Annotated in this window: 15 protein-coding genes; 7 read left to right on the top strand and 8 right to left on the bottom strand. The window is 64.0% G+C overall.

Annotation, left to right across the window (positions count from 1 at the left end; genetic code table 11):
• The 3 genes from CN311_RS14360 to CN311_RS14350 all read left to right on the top strand — a co-directional run.
• The coding region (locus CN311_RS14360; protein WP_097574433.1) for a sulfite exporter TauE/SafE family protein at nt 1-836 on the top strand (836 nt) is incomplete at its 5' end.
• The gene (locus CN311_RS14355) at nt 836-1,630 is read left to right on the top strand and encodes a TIGR02186 family protein (RefSeq protein ID WP_097574427.1); all 795 of its coding nucleotides are present in this window, start codon (nt 836-838) and stop codon (nt 1,628-1,630) included. The genes CN311_RS14360 and CN311_RS14355, both read left to right, overlap by 1 nt.
• A 197-nt stretch (nt 1,631-1,827) precedes the next feature.
• A complete protein-coding gene (locus CN311_RS14350; protein WP_097574426.1) occupies nt 1,828-3,084 on the top strand; it encodes an Hsp70 family protein in 1,257 nt (418 codons plus the stop codon).
• A gap of 11 nt (nt 3,085-3,095) precedes the next feature.
• On the opposite strand, the gene CN311_RS14345 is transcribed toward CN311_RS14350, so the two are convergent.
• Nucleotides 3,096-3,992 (bottom strand): LysR family transcriptional regulator, encoded by an 897-nt coding sequence (locus CN311_RS14345; protein ID WP_097574424.1) that lies wholly within the window; start codon nt 3,990-3,992, stop codon nt 3,096-3,098.
• 275 nt (nt 3,993-4,267) lie between these two features.
• Between CN311_RS14345 and CN311_RS14340 the strand changes: the two genes are divergently transcribed.
• Genes CN311_RS14340 through CN311_RS14330 form a run of 3 tightly spaced genes read left to right on the top strand, consistent with a single transcriptional unit; the run spans nt 4,268 to nt 8,871 of the window.
• The gene (locus CN311_RS14340) at nt 4,268-7,198 is read left to right on the top strand and encodes a molybdopterin oxidoreductase family protein (RefSeq protein WP_097574422.1); all 2,931 of its coding nucleotides are present in this window, start codon (nt 4,268-4,270) and stop codon (nt 7,196-7,198) included.
• Complete coding sequence (locus CN311_RS14335; protein WP_097574420.1) at nt 7,195-7,929, top strand: 4Fe-4S dicluster domain-containing protein; 735 nt, start codon at nt 7,195-7,197, stop codon at nt 7,927-7,929. Before CN311_RS14340 ends, CN311_RS14335 begins: the two co-directional genes overlap by 4 nt.
• Nucleotides 7,930-7,935: 6 nt before the next feature.
• Nucleotides 7,936-8,871 carry a dimethyl sulfoxide reductase anchor subunit family protein gene (locus CN311_RS14330; protein ID WP_097574419.1) on the top strand — a complete coding sequence of 312 codons (936 nt, stop codon included), beginning with the start codon at nt 7,936-7,938 and terminating at the stop codon, nt 8,869-8,871.
• A 3-nt stretch (nt 8,872-8,874) separates the two neighbouring features.
• Here CN311_RS14330 and pdeM read toward each other — a convergent pair whose 3' ends face one another.
• The 5 genes from pdeM to CN311_RS14305 form a co-directional block, all read right to left on the bottom strand.
• Complete coding sequence (gene pdeM / locus CN311_RS14325; protein ID WP_097574417.1) at nt 8,875-9,591, bottom strand: ligase-associated DNA damage response endonuclease PdeM; 717 nt, start codon at nt 9,589-9,591, stop codon at nt 8,875-8,877.
• A complete protein-coding gene (locus CN311_RS14320) occupies nt 9,588-12,137 on the bottom strand; it encodes a ligase-associated DNA damage response DEXH box helicase (protein ID WP_097574416.1) in 2,550 nt (849 codons plus the stop codon). Before CN311_RS14320 ends, pdeM begins: the two co-directional genes overlap by 4 nt.
• A 69-nt stretch (nt 12,138-12,206) precedes the next feature.
• Entirely contained in the window at nt 12,207-13,067 is an 861-nt protein-coding gene (locus CN311_RS14315) for a C40 family peptidase (RefSeq protein ID WP_097574414.1), read from the bottom strand.
• 55 nt (nt 13,068-13,122) lie between these two features.
• A complete protein-coding gene (locus CN311_RS14310; RefSeq protein ID WP_097574413.1) occupies nt 13,123-13,473 on the bottom strand; it encodes a MarR family winged helix-turn-helix transcriptional regulator in 351 nt (116 codons plus the stop codon).
• Nucleotides 13,474-13,530: 57 nt separating this feature from the next.
• Nucleotides 13,531-14,892 (bottom strand): leucyl aminopeptidase family protein, encoded by a 1,362-nt coding sequence (locus tag CN311_RS14305; protein WP_097574411.1) that lies wholly within the window; start codon nt 14,890-14,892, stop codon nt 13,531-13,533.
• A 119-nt stretch (nt 14,893-15,011) separates the two neighbouring features.
• Here CN311_RS14305 and CN311_RS14300 point away from each other — a divergent pair, with 119 nt between their 5' ends.
• Nucleotides 15,012-15,833, top strand: a complete 822-nt coding sequence (locus CN311_RS14300) for a tetratricopeptide repeat protein (RefSeq protein WP_097574410.1) — start codon at nt 15,012-15,014, stop codon at nt 15,831-15,833.
• 227 nt (nt 15,834-16,060) lie between these two features.
• Here CN311_RS14300 and CN311_RS14295 read toward each other — a convergent pair whose 3' ends face one another.
• Complete coding sequence (locus CN311_RS14295) at nt 16,061-17,077, bottom strand: type II secretion system F family protein (protein WP_097574408.1); 1,017 nt, start codon at nt 17,075-17,077, stop codon at nt 16,061-16,063.
• A gap of 12 nt (nt 17,078-17,089) precedes the next feature.
• Nucleotides 17,090-18,103 carry a type II secretion system F family protein gene (locus CN311_RS14290; protein ID WP_097574407.1) on the bottom strand — a complete coding sequence of 338 codons (1,014 nt, stop codon included), beginning with the start codon at nt 18,101-18,103 and terminating at the stop codon, nt 17,090-17,092.
• Nucleotides 18,104-18,111: the final 8 nt, after the last annotated feature.

Here is an 18,111-nt window from a genome sequence, read left to right as displayed (position 1 = left end):
TGTTCGGGGTGGGCGGCGGCTTCCTTATCACGCCGCTGCTGATCTTCTACAACATTCCGCCTGCGATCGCGGTCGCCACCGGCGCCAACCAGGTCATTGCCTCCTCCTTCTCCGGCGCATTGTCGCATGTGAAACGCGGGACGCTCGACTTCAAGCTCGGCGGGGTGCTGTTGGCGGGCGGCATCGTCGGCTCCACCGCCGGCATCTTCGTCTTCGGGTTCCTGCGCCGGCTCGGCCAGCTCGACCTGTTCATCTCGCTGCTCTATGTCGTGCTGCTCGGCACTGTCGGCGGGCTGATGCTGGTCGAGAGCGTCAATGCACTGCGTGCCACCCGCGGTGGCGCCGCCCCGGTGCTGAAGAAACCCGGCCAGCACAACTGGATCCACCGCTTGCCGCTGAAGATGCGCTTCAGGGCCTCGAAGCTGTTCGTCAGCGTCATCCCGGTGCTTGGACTGGGCGCCGGCATCGGCTTCCTGTCGTCGATCATGGGCGTCGGCGGCGGCTTCATCATGGTGCCGGCGCTGATCTACCTCTTGAAAGTGCCGACCAACGTCGTCATCGGCACCTCGCTGTTCCAGATCATTTTCACCTCGGCCTACACCACGCTGGTCCACGCCACCACCAACCAGACGGTCGACGTCATGCTCGCCTTCCTGTTGATGGCGGGCGGCGTCGCCGGCGCGCAATATGGCGCCAAGGCCGGCCAGAGGCTGCGCGGCGAGCAGCTCAGGGCGCTGCTGGCGCTGCTGGTGCTGGCGGTAGCGATCCGGCTTGCCATCGATCTGTTCGTGACGCCGCCCAATCGCTATTCGCTCACCGGCGTGGATCTGGGCTGATGGCAGGCGCGAGGGGGTTCGTTGCCGCTGTCTGTCTGACGCTCTCGGTCGTCGCCGCGTTGCCGGCGTTGGCGCAGACGCCACCGACCGAAAACATCCAGATCGGCCTGTCCACCGACAATGTCTCGATCACCGCTGGCTTTTCCGGCGCCGACCTCACCATTTTCGGCTCACTGGAAAACGCCGACCCGCTTGTCGCGCGTCAGGGGCGCTACGATGTCATCGTCGTCCTGGAAGGGCCGGCCCGGCCGGTCGTCGTGCGCCGCAAGGACCGGGTGCTCGGCATCTGGATCAATCTCGAATCCGAGACCTTCGAGAACGTGCCGGTGTCCTATTCGGTGGCGACGACGCGACCGCTGCAGGACGTCACCGACCCGAACAGCTATAAGCAATTGTCGCTCGGCGCCTCCAACCTTTACATGCAGCCGGCAGATGCCGGCGACAATCCGGCGACAATCCAGGAATTCACCGCGGCGCTGCGCGAGCGCAAGACGGCGACCGGCCTCTACAGCGAGAATGTCGGCGGCGTGCAGTTCCTGTCGCAGAACCTGTTTCGCGCCACTGTCAGGCTCGCGCCCAACGTACCGGTCGGCACCCACAAGGCCCGAGCCTTCCTGTTCAAGAGCGGCCTGTTCATCAAGGAAAGCTCTGCCCAGCTCGAGATCCGCAAGTCCGGCTTCGAACAGTCGATCTTCCGCGTGGCGCACGACTATTCCTTCCTCTACGGCGTGTTCGCCGTGTCGCTGGCCATGCTGACGGGTTGGCTCGGAAGGCTCGTCTTCCGCAAGGATTGACGTCTCGGGAAAATGGAAGCCCATTTTCCCGGCGGAAAGGGGTTTCCCTTTCCGCGATCTTGCGATAGACCGCCGCCTCCCGGCCCACGGGTAAACACGCACAAATCAATCCGGCAGAACGGTCCGGTCCTCCGGACCACGGCGCGCCTTCCGACGCCGCTGGTTCTTTGCCCAAGAAGCCATGACAGGGAGCGACCATGCGACCGGCATTCGGCGGTATCGACTTCGGCACGTCCAATTCCACCGTCGGGGTCATCCATGACGGCCGGCCGCGGCTGGTGCCCCTTGAGGGCGGACAGCCCACCTTGCCAAGCGCGGTGTTCTTCAATTTCGAGGACGGCTACACCTATTACGGTCGCCGCGCGATTGCCGACTACACCGACAGTATCGAGGGCCGGCTGATGCGCTCGCTGAAGAGCGTGCTCGGCAGTTCGCTTGCTCACGAAAAGACCCGCATCAAGGCGCGGTCGATCGGCTTCATGGAGATCGTCGGCCTGTTCGTCGGCCATCTGAAGAAGCGGCTGGAAGAGGATACCGGCGAGATGGTCGAGAGCGTGGTGCTCGGCCGTCCGGTGCAGTTCGTCGACGACGATCCGCAAGCCGATGCGAAGGCGCAGGGCGAGCTTGAGAACGCCGCCCGCGCCCAAGGCTTCAAGCATATCGCCTTCCAGTTCGAGCCGATCGCCGCGGCGCTCGATTACGAGCAGAAGGTGACGCGGGAAGAACTGGCGCTGATCGTCGACATGGGCGGCGGCACGTCCGACTTCTCGATCGTGCGGGTCTCGCCGCAGCGCGCCCGCTCGCTCGATCGCAAGGACGATATCCTGGCCAGCCGCGGCATCCATATCGGCGGGACCGACTTCGACCGGCTGCTGAGCATCGCCCATGTCATGCCCGAGCTCGGTTACTTGACACCGACCAAGGACGGCAAGCGCAATCTGCCGGCCAGCTATTTCATCGACCTGGCGACATGGCAGCGCATCAACCTCGTCTACACCGCCAAGGCGATGACGCATCTCAGGCAGATCCGCTACGAGGCGGAGCGCGCCGATCTGGTCGACCGCTTCGTCCATATCGTCGAGCATCGCTACGGGCACGCGCTGGCCGCCTTGGTCGAACGGGCCAAGATCGAGCTGACCGAGCAATTGTCGGCGCAGGTCGCCGTTGCTCTGCCGGGCGTGGAATTCGCGGCCGAAATCACGCGCGCCGGGCTGGAGGCAACCATCGCGCGAGATATCGGGCAGGTGACGGCCACGGTCGAACAGACCATCAGGGATGCCCGGGTGAAGCCGTCCGACATCACCGCGGTGTTCCTGACCGGCGGCTCGACCGCGATCCCGCTGGCGAGACAGAATATCCTGGCACTGGTGCCACAGGCGTCCGTCATCGAGGGCGACATGTTCGGTTCGGTGGGGCTTGGGTTGGCGTTGGACGCCCAGCGGAAATTTGGCTGATCCGCTTACGCTTACGCTGACGCCACGCGCTTCGCGCCCAGATGCGCCTTGAGCGCCATCTGGGCGAGGCTTGCCTGCCGTTCGCGGTGGGTGATGATGGCGAAGTCGCGCTGCGGCAGGTCGATCGGCACCGAACGCAGGCTGCCTTCGGCGATTGCGCCGGCGACGACAAGCTCCGAGATGATGGTCGCCCCGGCGCCGGCCTCGACCGCCTGGCGGATCGCCTCGTTGCTCGGCAGGACCAGGAATATCTGGAGATCGGCGAGCGAAACCGCCTGGCGGCGCGCCAGATCCTCCAGCACCTCGCGCGTGCCTGAGCCGGCTTCGCGGATGATCCAGCGCAGCTCCCTGATATCAGGGGGGCCGTGCGGCGGCGCAGCGATCTTTGGATGGGATCGGGCCACGACCAGCAGCAGTCTGTCGACATCAACCTTGGCGCGCCGCAGCACGTCGGATTCGGTGCGCCCCTCGACCAGGCCGAAATCCGCCGTGCCATCGAGAACATGGGTCTCGACCTGTCTCGTATTGCCGATAGCGACGCTCAGCCGGACGGCGGGATAGGCCTCATGGAAAGAGGCCAGCCGGCGCGGCAGCCAGTAGCTGGCGATGGTCTGGCTGGCGGCGATGGACAGGCTCCCAGTAATCGTCTGTGAGACATGTTCCAGCACATTGCTTGCGGCGGCGGCGCGCTCGAGCACGGCCTTGGCCTCGGGCAGGAACCGGAGTCCGGTCTGGGCAAGCTCGATGTTGCGGCCGACCCGGTTGAACAGCCGGACGCCATGCTGCTGCTCGAGCGAGCGGATGGCGGCCGACGCCGCCGATTGGGAAATACCCAAAAGCTCGGCCGCCTTGGTCATGTGGCCACGCTCGGCGACGGCGACGAAGATGCGCAACTGGTCCAAGGTCATGCCTCTGATTAAGAAGCAAAATCGATTGGAATTACAAGAGCAAGTTATTAGACAGATCGATTGCTTTGTTCTAAATTTCTGACCGAAGTTGGAAAAAAATCGCAGCCAAACGGCAAAGGCTAGAAATTGATAGGGCGGTTCAAATCGCTGTTTGCCAGTTGGACCCGCAGCCTGCGGCGGCGGCTCGCGGGCGACGGCTATCACCCGGAAGAACATTACATGCGTGAACCCGGGCCAAAGACACGAGCCAAATACTCGGACGACAAAAGCGGATCATGACCCAAGGACCGCCGCGCGGCGCCAATTCCGCACCGTCCCAACGGCCGCTTGACGATACGCGCGCGCCCGATGAGGGCGACGGCGTCGACACTTCGCCCGACGTCTCCGACCGCATCGCCAAGACCACCTGCTACATGTGCGCCTGCCGCTGCGGCATCGACGTCCACATCAAGGACGGCAGGGTCCGCTACATCAATGGCAACAAGGACCATCCGGTCAATCGCGGCGTGATCTGCGGCAAGGGCAGCTCCGGCATCATGCAGCACTACAGCCCGGCGCGGCTGAAGAAGCCGCTGCTTCGCACAGGTGCACGTGGTTCGGGAGAGTTCCGCGAGATCGAGTGGGAGGAAGCCTTTTCGATCGCAACGGAGCGGCTGTCGGCCATCCGCCGGACCGATCCGAAGAAGCTCGCCTTCTTCACCGGACGCGACCAGTCGCAATCTCTGACCGGCTGGTGGGCGAGCCAGTTCGGCACGCCGAATTTCGCCGCCCACGGCGGCTTCTGCTCGGTCAACATGGCGGCCGGTGGGCTCTATACGATCGGCGGCTCGTTCTGGGAATTCGGCGAACCCGACTGGGACAACACCAAATACTTCATGCTGTTTGGCGTCGCCGAGGACCATGATTCCAATCCGATCAAGATCGGCCTGGGCAAGCTCAAGGCGCGCGGCGCCAAGGTCGTTTCGATCAATCCCTGCCGCACCGGCTACAACGCCATCGCCGACGATTGGATCGGCATCCGGCCCGGCACCGACGGCCTCTTCGTGTTCGCTCTGATCCACGAATTGCTGAAGGCTGGCCGCGTCGATCTCGACTATTTGCTGCGCTACACCAATGCGCATCAGCTCGTCATTCAGGATCCGGGCGCGGCCGACGACGGGCTGTTCGTGCGCGACGGCACCGGTAGCCCGCTGGCCTGGGACAGGGTGGCCAAGACCACCGTCAACGCCACGACCCCCGATGCGAAACCGGCACTGACCGGCAGCTTCACGGTGGATGGGCGCCGCTGCGTTCCAGTGTTCCAGCTCATCGCCGACCGTTACCTCGACGAAAGCTATGCACCCGATACGGTCGCGGAGCGCTGCGGCATTCCCACTGAGACGATCCGCCGGATTGCCGCCGAACTGGCGCATGTCGCGTTCGAACAGACGATCGAATTGCCGGTGGCCTGGACCGACTGGGCCGGCCGCCGCCACGAGACGATCAAGGGTCGCCCTGTCGCCATGCACGCCATGCGTGGGATCTCGGCCCATTCGAACGGTTTTCACACCTGCCGCGCCATCCACCTGTTGCAGGTGCTGCTCGGCACGGTGGATGTACCCGGCGGGTTCCGCTTCAAGCCGCCCTATCCCCGGTCGGCGCCGCCGGGACCGAAGCCTGCGGGCAAGCACGTCAGGCCTATGACGCCGCTGGAGGGCATGCCGCTCGGCTTCGTCTGCGGGCCCGACGATCTGCTGGTCGATGAAGCCGGCGCGCCGCTTCGCATCGACAAAGCCTATTCCTGGGACGCGCCGCTGGCCGCGCACGGCCTGATGCACACGGTGATCCGCAATGCCTGGGCCGGCGATCCCTACCCTATAGATACGCTGTTGATGTACATGTCGAACATGGCCTGGAATTCGTCGATGAACACCGTCGAGACGATCGCCATGCTGACCGACGCGGACGAGGCCGGCAACTACAAGATCCCGTTCATCATCTATTCCGATGCCTATTACTCCGAGACCGTGCCGTTCGCCGACCTGGTGCTGCCGGACACGACCTATCTCGAAAGGCACGACTGCATCAGCCTGCTCGACCGGCCGATCAGCCATGCCGACGGGCCGGGCGACGCCATCCGCCATCCCGTCGTCGAGCCTGATCGCGACGTCAGGCCGTTCCAGTCAGTGCTGATCGAGCTCGGCGAGCGGCTCGACCTGCCCGGTTTCGTCGATGAGGATGGCGTCGCCAAATATCGCGACTATGCCGACTACATCGTCAATCACCAGCGCACGCCGGGCATCGGCCCGCTCGCCGGATGGCGCGGCGAGGACGGCGCTTCGATCGGCAAGGGCAAGCCCAATCCAGACCAGTTGCAGCGCTATATCGACAATGGCGGCTTCTGGCACCACGACTTTGCCGCCGACCAGCGCTATTACAAGATGGCCAACCGCTCCTATCTCGACTTCGCCGAGCAGATGGGCTTCATCCCCAAGGCCGAGCCCATCGTCTTCCAGCTCTATTCCGAGCCGATGCAGCGCTTCCGCCTTGCGGCGCGCGGCCATGGCCGCGTGCTGCCGCCGGAAGCCGAACGCGACCGCATCGAGATCTATATGGACCCGCTGCCGTTCTGGTACGCGCCGTTCGAGGAAGCCGCGGTCGACCTCCAGAAATATCCGCTGCACGCGCTGACGCAACGGCCGATGCACATGTATCACTCCTGGGGCTCGCAGAATGCGTGGCTCAGGCAAATCACCAGCCAGAACCGGCTGTTCGTACACGCGAAGACGGCTGCCAATCTGGGCCTCGTCGACGACGACTGGGTGTGGATCGAGAGCATCAACGGCCGGGTGAAGGGGCAGATCAAGCTGGTCGACGGCGTCAACCCCGACACGGTGTGGACCTGGAACGCCATCGGCAAGCGGCGCGGCAGCTGGGGGCTGAAGGACGATGCGGCGGAATCCAACCGTGGCTTCCTGCTCAACCACATCATCGGCGACCAGACCTCTGCCGATGCGAACGGCAAGCGTTACTCGAATTCCGATCCGGTCACCGGGCAGGCGGCATGGTTCGACCTGCGCGTGCGCATCGTCAAATGTGCGGCCGGGGAAGCCGGCTTCACCGAGCCACAGTTCGAGCGTTTCCGCCAGCCGCCGCATTTCGCGCCTTCGCCTGACATACTCCGCTTCGGCGCCGAGTTCCGCATGAAAAGAGAAGCCGCCGAATGACCTGTCTTCCCGCCCACACCGACAAAAGGCTCGGCCTGGTCATCGATCTCGACACCTGCGTCGGCTGCCAGGCCTGCGTCACCGCCTGCAAGGAATGGAACACTGGCGGCCATATGGCGCCGCTGACCGACATCGATCCCTATGGCGGCAATGTCGACGGCGTCTGGTTCAACCGCGTCCACAGCTACGAGCACACGACCGAGATGGGCGGGCGTACGGTGAACTTTCCGCGCTCCTGCCTGCATTGCGAGACACCGGCCTGCGTCACCGTCTGCCCGACGGGAGCCTCCTACAAACGCGCCTCGGACGGCATCGTGCTGATCGACGAGGACAAATGCATCGGATGCAAATTGTGCAGCTGGGCCTGCCCCTACGGGGCGCGCGAGTTCGACACCGATGTTGGTGTGATGAAGAAATGCACGCTCTGCGTCGACCGCATCTACAACGACAATCTGGCCGAGGAAGACCGCGTGCCGGCCTGCGTCGCCGCTTGCCCGACCAGTGCCCGGCATTTCGGCGACCTCGGCGATCCAACCTCGGCGGTGTCGCAACTGGTGGCCGAGCGCGGCGGTGTCGACCTGATGCCGGAGCTGGGCTATCACCCGACCAACAAGTACCTGCCGCCGCGCGCCCATACCACGCGCGCCGCATCGGTGCCGGCGCCAGCCCTCGAACCGGTGCGTACCGAAGGCGGTTTCCTCGGCTGGGTCGACCGCATGCTTTCGAACTGACATCCAATGCATCCAGCTTTCTCGGTCGTCTTCTTCACCACCGCCACGGGCGCCGGTTACGGCCTGCTCGCGCTGCTCGGCGTGCTTGCCGGCGTCGGCGCGATCCCACCCGATTTCTGGCTCGGCTTCATTGGTCTGGGATTGGCGCTCGGCCTGATCGCCGCCGGCCTGTTGTCCTCGACCGGTCATCTCGGCCGGCCGGAGCGGGCATGGCGCGCCTTCTCGCAATGGCGCAGCTCCTGGCTGTCGCGCGAAGGCGTTGCGTCGGTCATCACCTTTGTCCCGGCCGGGGTGTTCGGCATAGGCTGGGTGCTGCTCGGCCGCACGGATGGCTGGGTGGCTATCGCCGGATTGCTGGCGGCCGTCGGCGCGGTCGTCACCGTCTGCACCACCGGCATGATCTATGCGTCGCTGAAGCCGATCGCCCAGTGGCACAGCCGCTATACCTTGCCAGGCTACCTTATCTTTTCGGCGATGACCGGCAGCGTGCTTCTGAACGCGCTGCTGCAGGGCTTTGCCGTCGGCTCGAACATCCTTCTGGTGGTTTGCCTGCTGCTGACCTTGCTTGGCTGGGGCTGGAAGCTGGCGACCTGGCGCTACAATGACCAGCTGGAGCTCCCGACCACCGCCAACACCGCGACGGGCTTGGCCGGCGGCACGGTGCGATCGCTGGAATGGCCGCACACCGAGGAAAACTATCTGCTCAAGGAGATGGGCTTTCGCATCGCGCGCAAGCACGCCGCGAAGCTGCGCCGGATCACGCAATTGCTGGCGTTCGCCCTGCCTGTCCTGCTGCTTGCAATTGTGTTCGCCCTGCCCTGGCCGATTGCGGCGTTGCTGTCGGTGCTGGCGGCTGCGGCCCAGTTCGCCGGGGTGCTGGTCGAGCGCTGGCTGTTCTTCGCCGAAGCAAAGCACACAGTTACGCTGTACTACGGCAGGTAGGTTTCAGCCCGGTCGCAGCATCGAGCGCGAAATGGCGAAGATGCGTTCGGCGCCAAGCATATAAGCCATCAGCGTTTCCAGCCGAAACAGCCCGGCATAGGCGCGGTCGAGCACGTTGAGCGAGCCGGTATAGGCGCCGAAGGCCGGCATGATCATGCGGCCACCGTCGCCGGCAAAGCAGCGCCGCCGAACCGAGCGGCCACGTTGCACGATGCGGGCACAAGGATGCAAATGGCCCGCGATCTCGCCTTCAAGCCTGATCTTCGACGGCTCATGCCGGAACAGCAGCGAGCCGATGGCGAGTTCGCGCACGGTGTCGCCGGGCAAGTCGGCGGGCGCCTCCGGATCGTGGTTGCCGGCGACCCAGAACCAGTCGCGGCCGGCCATCAGTGCTTCCAGCCTTTCGCGGAAGCTTGCGTGCATGCGCGCGGCGCCGCCGCCATCGTGAAAGCTATCGCCCAGGCTGATGACAATGACAGGCTGGTAATCAGCGATTACCGCTTGCAGCCTCAACAACGTCGCGCCGGTGTCATAAGGCGGGATCAGGGCACCGCGCCGGGCAAACGACGATCCTTTTTCGAGATGCAGATCCGAGACGGCGAGAAGCCGAAGCTCCGGAAAATAGAGCACGCCGCGCGGGTCGCAAACCGCACGTTCGCCGGCGATGCCGACGAAGTCGGCCTCGGCGGTCAGCGATGCGCGCGCCAGCGAATAATTCATGCTTCACTCATTCCCGGACCCATTGCCTCCTCGACCAGTGTCGCCGCGTCCATCAGCAGCGTTTCATCGGCTTCGCCATGCACCGGCATCTTGCCGATCTCCAGCATGATCGGCACGGCTAGAGGCGAAATCTGTTCGAGATTCCTATGCACGATTCGTCCCTGGATGCGCGAGAGCATCTCGGCAAGTCTGCTGACATCGAGCAGACCGGTGGCCGCATCGGCACGCGTGGCCTGCAGCAGGATGTGGTCGGGCTCGTGGCTGCGCAGAACGTCGTAGATGAGGTCCGTCGAAACGGTGACCTGGCGGCCGCTCTTCTCCTTGCCCGGATGACGTTTTTCGATCAGTCCCGAGATCAGCGCGCAGTTGCGGAAGGTGCGCTTCAGGAGCCAACTGCCGGCCAGCCAGGCTTCAAGGTCGTCGCCCAGCATGTCCTGGTCGAAAAGTGCGCCGAGCGACGGTTTCTTCGCCGTGAACATTTGGCCCATGTCAGCCAGCGACCATATGGCAAGCGCATAGTCGGTGGCGACGAAGCCGAGCGGCCTGGCTCCAGCCCGGTCGAGGCGGCGTGTCAGCAGCATGCCAAGCGTCTGGTGCGCCAGCCTGCCCTCGAATGGATAGGCGACCATGTAATGCCGGTTGCCGCGCGGAAAGGTCTCGATCAGCAGGTCGTCGCGTTTGGGCAGCACCGATTTGTCGGCCTGGAAACGCAGCCAGTCGGCCACCTGTTCCGGCAGCTGTTTCCATCGCCGCGGGTCGTCCAGCATGATGCGGACCTGTTCGGCGAGGTAGGTTGAAAGCGGAAACTTGCCGCCACCGTAATAGGGCACCTTGGCATCGCTGCCCGGCGCGTTCGACACGAAGCACTCGTTCTCGCGAATACCTTCGAAGCGCAGCACCTTGCCGGCAAACATGAACGTATCGCCATGCGTCAGCGTTTCGAGGAAGGCCTCCTCGATCTTGCCGAGAACCCGGCCGCCCCGCGAGGCCGAACCCTTGCTGCCGGCCTGGACATATCGCACGTTGAGCGCCGGCACTTCGATGATGGTGCCGACGTTCAGCCGGTACTGCTGGGCGACACGAGGATTGGATACGCGCCAGACCCCGTCCTTGTTCTGGCGGATGCGGGCGTATCGTTCGTAGTTCTTCAGCGCATAGCCGCCGGTGGCGACGAAATCGATGACGCGATCGAAGGTCTCACGGTCGAGATCGGCATAGGGCGCCGCCGTTCGTACCTCATCGAACAGCGCGTCGGCATGAAACGGGGCGCCGCAAGCACAGCCCAGCACATGTTGCGCCAGCACGTCGAGCCCGCCATTGACCAGCGGCGGCGTATCCTGGGCACCGAGATAGTTGGCGTCGAGCGCCGCCCGGCACTCCAGCACCTCGAAGCGGTTGGCCGGGATCAGGATCGCCTTGGACGGCTCGTCCATGCGGTGGTTGGCGCGGCCGATGCGCTGCGCCAGGCGGCTCGCCCCCTTCGGCGCGCCGACATGCACGACCAGATCGACATCGCCCCAGTCGATGCCGAGGTCGAGCGTCGAGGTGGCGACGATGGCGCGCAGCGCATTCTCGCCCATCGCCTTTTCGACGCGCCGGCGCTGAGCGACGTCGAGCGAGCCGTGATGCAGCGCGATCGGCAAGGTGTCTTCATTGACCCGCCATAATTCCTGGAACAGCAGCTCGGCCTGGCTGCGCGTGTTGACGAAAAGCAGGGTCGTCTTGTGGCGCTTGATCTCATGATAGATCTCCGGCGTGGCGTAGCGCGCCGAATGGCCGGCCCATGGCACACGCTCTTCCGAATCGAGAATGGAGATTTCGGGTTTGGCGCCCCCCGTCACGACAATCAGTTCGGCCATGCCGGGGCCTGTCGAGTTTTTGGGTGGATTCTGAGCGACCAGCCAGCGGCGCAATTCGTCCGGTTCAGCCACCGTGGCCGAGAGGCCGATCGTCCGCAAGCCGGGCACGTAGCTGCGCAACCGGGCAAGCCCAAGGGCCAGAAGGTGCCCGCGCTTCGAGATCACCAGCGAATGCAACTCGTCGAATATGACGTAGCGCAGATCCTCGAAGAAGCGCCGGGCATCGGGCGCCGCGATCAGCAGCGCCAGTTGCTCGGGCGTGGTGAGCAGGATGTCAGGCGGCGCCAACTTCTGGCGCTGGCGCTTGTGTGCCGGCGTGTCGCCGGTGCGCGTCTCGATGGTAACGGTTAGTCCTATCTCTTCCACCGGCTTGCCGAGATTGCGCTCGATATCGACGGCCAGCGCCTTCAGCGGCGAGATGTAGAGCGTGTGGATGCCGCGATGCGCCTGCCCAGGCTTCCTCCTTGGCCGATCGGCCAGTTCGGTCAGCGACGGCATGAACCCGGCCAGCGTCTTGCCGGCGCCGGTCGGCGCAATCAGCAATACCGACTGCCCTGCTTGAGCCTTTGCCAGCAAATCGATCTGATGAGCGCGCGGCGACCAGCCTTTTTGCGCGAACCATTTGACGAATGGCTCCGGCAAGACCACGGCGGTATTTTGTTCGGCAAGGCGCGGCTGCTCTGTCACGCGCCAGACGTACCGCGACGGCACGCAATCGCCAAGCGGAATCGGAACAAAAAGGGATCAAGATTCGCTCTAAGGCCGTCGGTATCCCGTCGGCCCACCATAGAGATAGCCGATGCGGGCAACGGCATCCTTGAACCCCTCGCGCGAGACCAGCATGGTGTGGCCGTTGGCGTGGATCATGGTCTTGGCATCTGTCATGATAGCGACATGGCCTTTCCAGAAGACCAGGTCGCCGCGCCTGAGCCCGGCAAAATCCGGGCCGGGGTCGAGCGGCGCGCCGATGGTCGCCGCCTGCATGTCGGAATCGCGCAGCACTTGCCTGCCGGCCATGCGCAGCGCCAATTGCACGAGGCCTGAACAGTCGATGCCGAAGCCGGAGACGCCACCCCACAAATAGGGCGTCCCGAGAAACGTCTCCGCGACGGCGACATAGTCCGGGACTGCCTCGCCGACTGACCGCAAATGGCCCGATATGATCGCCTCGCCGGATGGCAGCAGCGCATAGTGCGTGCCGCGCGTTTCAGCAGCACCAGTCACCGTTACCGCCGATCCCATCGAGAGTTGTCCAGTGATGGGAAACCGCAAATCCGGGCCGGGATAAAGGAAAGTGCGCGGCACCGAAACGACATGGGTCGGCGTGTGATCCCGCGCTCCCAGCACAGTGTCGGCAACATAGCCGACATAACCGTCGCGTTCGGCCTGGATCCAGGCCCAGCCTTCGGCGTCCTCGAAGACGAGGACATCGTCACCGAACAGGGCTTGCGTGTTGACGCCGGCATCGGGCCGCGGCGCCTTGCGTATGTCGGCCACTAACGCAGTGATCCGCGCCGGCCGACCAGCGACAAAGCGCTCGGCGGCAACCTCGCCCTTCAGCCTGGCGTCGGCGAGATCGGATCGGAAGGCGTGGAGGCGAGCGTCACGGGCGGTCAAATCGGCAACTCTGTTCTATCTTGTCTGTTTTCATCTTGGCGTTTGAGCTTTTGCCCTAGATGGGCAGTTCCTGGGCTCTGGCGATGATACCATCGCCGAAGCGCTCGACAAAGAGCGCGCCTTCGACCGTGCGCTTGACCAGCACGTTGCGCTTGTCGAGTTCGTCGCGGTGGCGCGAGACCAGCTTCAGCGCGCCCATCGTGTCGAGCGCGCGGGTGATGACCGGCTTGGTGACGTTGAGCCGTGCGGCCAGCCCGCGCACCGTATGCGGCGGTGGATCGAGATAGATGGTGAACAGGATCGCCGTCTGGCGCATGGTCAGATCAGGCGCGCCCTCGCGCACCTGCGACAGCATGACCTGCTGCCACAGTCGCATGGCCTGGCTCGGACGCATCGCGATCGACATCCGGCCAGCATGACGGCAAATTGTTTCGGTTCCGTTTCAGTCGCGAACCTTCGTTGGTTATGAGCCAAAGCGTTTAGAGATGACGCTCTCCAGCGCGCGGATGCCTTGCGCTTCGCCGCCGGCCGGACCATGGGGACGATCGGACGGGTTCCAGGCAAAGATGTCGAAATGTGCCCAGGTGGCCGTTTTCTCGACAAAACGCTTGAGGAACAGTGCCGCGGTGATCGAACCGGCGAAGCCGTCAGTGGTGACGTTGTTGATGTCGGCAATCCTCGACGACAGCTTTGCGTCGTAGGGGCTCCACAGCGGCATGCGCCACAGCGGATCCTCGACCGCAACGGAGGCCGCCGCCAGTTCGGACGCCAGCGCTTCGTCGCCGGTGTAGAAAGGCGGCAGGTCGGGACCGAGCGCGACGCGCGCGGCCCCCGTCAGGGTCGCCATGTCGACCAGCAATTGCGGTTTCTCGTCATCGGCCAGCGCCAGGGCATCCGCCAGCACCAGCCGCCCCTCGGCGTCGGTGTTGCCTATCTCGACGCTGATGCCCTTGCGGCTCGCCAGCACATCGCCGGGCCGGAAGGCGTTGCCGGCGATCGAATTCTCGACCGCCGGGATCAACACGCGCAGCCGGACCTTCAGCCGGGCCGCCATGATCATCGAAGCGAGGCCCAGAACATTGGCGGCACCGCCCATGTCCTTCTTCATCAAGAGCATGCCGGACGACGGCTTGATGTCGAGGCCGCCGGTGTCGAAGCAGACGCCCTTGCCGACCAGTGTCACCTTCGGCGCATTCTTCGGTCCCCAGGTCATGTCGATCAGGCGCGGCGCATCGGCCGATGCACGGCCGACCGCGTGGATCATGGGGAAATTCTGAGTCAGCAGATCATCGCCCCTAGTCACCGACACTTCGGCCTTGTGCGCCGCGGCCAGTTTCCGAACCGCCGCCTCCAGCTGATCCGGTCCCATATCGCTGGTCGGCATGTTGACCAGATCGCGCGTCAGGAAGACGCCGTCGGCGATGCGGCGAATACGCGCCGCATCGACGTCGCGCGACAACGCGAAGCGCAGCGTCTTGCCCGGTTTCTTGCCGTAGCGGGTGAAGACATAGCCACCAAGCAACAGTGCAATCGCCGCGAGTTCCGGCTCGGCCAATGCGGAGGCGAAATGCCAGTCGCCCTCCGGCAAGGCTCTCGCCAGGGCGCCGATGGCGAGAGCACCATCGCCAATGCCAAACAGCGCGCCGGCCAGCGCGCCGCCTTCACCGGGTACGATGAGCGTCCTGCCGGCCTCGCCGGAGAAGCCGTTGGCCCTCGCCCAGGCGATCGAAGACGGCGCAAGGTTCGCTGTCTCCAGGCCGTCCCTGGCGACCAGATGCACCGGCAGTGCGTTCTTGGGTTTCGTCTCGACGAGTTCGACGGGCATGGATGGTCTCCGGCTTTCGAGTCGGCGTTTCTTAACTCTCCGTTAGGGTTAACAGAATATTTCTTTGGGAGGAAAGACGGCCACGCAATGGCCACGCGCACGGATAGAGGCCGACGTTGATGCCGAGCAACCGAACGATGAACGCCACGGGAAAACGGCTGATCACCACGGCGCTTATGATGGCGCTTGCAGCCAGCGTCGCCGGGTGCGCAACCAGCAAGTTCACCACCGGCTCGATCGCGCGTTCCAGCGGCAAGCCGCTGGAAACCATGTCGGCCACCGAGCTGCACAGCGCAACGACCAGACTTGGCGAATCCTATGCCAGGAACCCCAACGACAAGCGGATCGCGACGAATTATGCAGCCGCGCTGCAGATGGATGGCGATGCCGACCAGTCGCTGGCGGTGATGCGCAAGCTGGCGATCGCCCTGCCAAAGGACCGCGACGTGCTTGCTGCCTATGGCAAGGCGCTCGCCGCCAACGGCCAGTTCGAGCCGGCACTCGATGCCGTGCGCCGGGCGCAAACGCCGGAATATCCGGACTGGAAGCTGGTATCGGCGGAGGCCGCCATTCTCGACCAGCTCGGCCAGAAGGACGAGGCGCGCCAGGATTACCGCAAGGCGCTCGACCTCAAGCCGAACGAGCCCTCGATCCTTTCCAACCTCGGCATGTCCTATGTGCTGGAAGGCGATCTGCGCACGGCTGAAACCTACATGCGCTCGGCCGCCCAGCAGCCGAACGCGGACAGCCGGGTCCGCCAGAACCTGGCGCTGGTCGTCGGCCTGCAGGGCCGTTTCGACGAGGCCGAGAAGATCGCTTCGCAGGAACTGTCGCCCGAGCAGGCGCAGGCGAACGTGGCCTATCTTCGCCAGATGCTCGCCCAGCAGAATGCCTGGAGCCAGCTCAAGGACCAGGACAAGGCAAAGCCTGCCACCAACTGACAATAGCAGCTACCTCGACATCCAGCCGCAGAGAAGCGCGTCGCGTTTTTAGAGCTTGCGCGACAGGTACTGGAGCGGCGGTCAGGTCTAACCATGCCCCGCTCTATCTTTTTGTTCGAGCATCGGATTTTCCCAAAACCGGTTCCCACTTTTTGGGTCCGATGCTCTAGACATCAGAGCCGCGCGGCGTCAGCAGCGCGACTTTCTCCTTGACTTCGACAGGTCGCTTACTGGCTGCTGGTTTTCGGCGTATCGCCGAAGATGCCGCGCTCGCTCACCTGGATGCCTGCGGGGCCCAGAATGATGGCGAACAGCACCGGCAGGAAGAACAGGATCATCGGCACGGTGAGCTTGGGCGGCAAGGCCGCCGCCTTCTTCTCGGCGGCGTTCATGCGCATGTCACGGCTTTCGGCGGCTAGCACGCGCAGCGCATGCGCCACCGGCGTGCCGTAGCGTTCGGCCTGGACCAATGCCTGCGATACCGACTTCACCGATTCGAGGCCGGTGCGGCTCGCAAGGTTTTCGTAAGCCTGTCTGCGTTCCTGCAAATAGGAAAGCTCGGCATTGGTCAGGATGAACTCCTCGGCGAGCGCCACCGACTGTGCGCCGATCTCGTCGGCGACCCTGCGAAGTGCCGCCTCCACCGACATGCCCGACTCGACGCAGATCAGCATCAGGTCAAGCGCGTCCGGCCAGGCCATCTGGATCGACTGCTTGCGCTTGGTCGCCCGGTTGTTGACATAGAGCACCGGCGCATAGAAGCCCCCATACGCAACGACGATGCAGACGAATATCTTGATCAAAAGCGGCTGTTCCGGCAATCCGCCGAGCACGAACAGGTATATCGAAGCCAGCGCGAAGCCGACAAAAGGCAGGACCAGGCGGAAGAACAGGAACCGCGTCAGCGGGTTTTGGCCGCGAAAGCCTGCCACTTTCAGCTTCTGCAACGTGCCTTCATCGGCCAAGGCGCGCCTCAGATCGAGGCGATCGACGATGTTGCGCATGCCGATCGATTGTTCCTCGCGCAGGCCCTTGCGACGGCGATCGGCCTCGGCGGCCAGCCGCGCGCGCTGCTTGGCGCGCAACTCGTCACGCTCCAGCGCAACGGATCTCATGCGAGTCTTGAGCTGGTTCCCGCCGAAGGCGGGCAACAGAGTGAGGGCGGTCGCAAACACCGCGATGGCGACCAGCATGGCAATGAGAATTGCCGGGTCGGTAAGGGTTCCGATGACGTGTTCGGTCATGCGCTCTCAATCCTAGACTTCGAAGTTCATCATCTTGCGCATCACCAGGATGCCGATCGACATCCAGACGGCCGAACAGCCGAGGATCAGATTGCCGACGCTGGTGGTGAACAGCGGCATGATGTAGTTCGGGCTGGTCAGGTAGACGAGAAAGCCGACGATGAAAGGCAGGGCGCCGATGATCACGGCGGATGCCTTCGCTTCCATGGACAGCGCCTGGACCTTGGCCTTCATCTTCTTGCGGTCGCGAAGCACGCGCGAAAGATTGCCAAGCGCCTCCGAAAGGTTGCCGCCGGCCTGGGACTGGATCTGGATGACGATGCCGAAGAAGCTCGCCTCGGTGCATGGCATGGTTTCGGCCATGCGCAACGATGCGTCGGGGATCGACAGGCCCATCTGTTGCGAATCGACGATGCGGCGGAACTCGGCCTTGACGGGTTCGGGAGATTCGTTGGCGATCAGGCGGATGGCGTCGTTCAGCGGCAGGCCTGATTTGACCGCACGCACAATGATGTCGAGGGCATTCGGGAATTCGTTGAGGAAAGCCTTGACCCGGCGAGCACGGGAAAACGAGACGAACCAGCGCGGCAGGCCGAGAGCACCCACCAGCAGCACACCCGGCAAGGCAAGCAGCGGCGCACCTATGAAATAGGCAAGAAACGTCAGGACGACGCCGCAAACGGCCGAGTAGACATAGAAACGTTCGAGCGAGACCTTCATGCCGGCCTGGCGGATCTGGGCTTTCAACGGTGGCTTCTTGACGATGCGCTGGTTGGACTTCTGTTTTTGTTCGAGTTCCTTCAACGAGTCCTGCACCGATTTGCGCCGCTTGGCGGCTTCCACCACACGATCGCGCGAGGCCTTGACGACGGCACGATCCGTCTCGGCGGTCTTGATCGTCTCCAGCCGCCTGCCGACCTGCTTCTCCTCGCTGATCTGGTTGAACAGAAAAGCATAGGCAACCCCGCCGGCGCTGAAGCCGGCGAGCACGACAAATGCCAATACGGTGGCGTCAATTCCGAACATCGACCGTG

The organism is Mesorhizobium sanjuanii (assembly GCF_002529485.1).
Taxonomy (GTDB): domain Bacteria; phylum Pseudomonadota; class Alphaproteobacteria; order Rhizobiales; family Rhizobiaceae; genus Mesorhizobium; species Mesorhizobium sanjuanii.
This window is presented reverse-complemented; position numbering and strand designations above follow the sequence as displayed.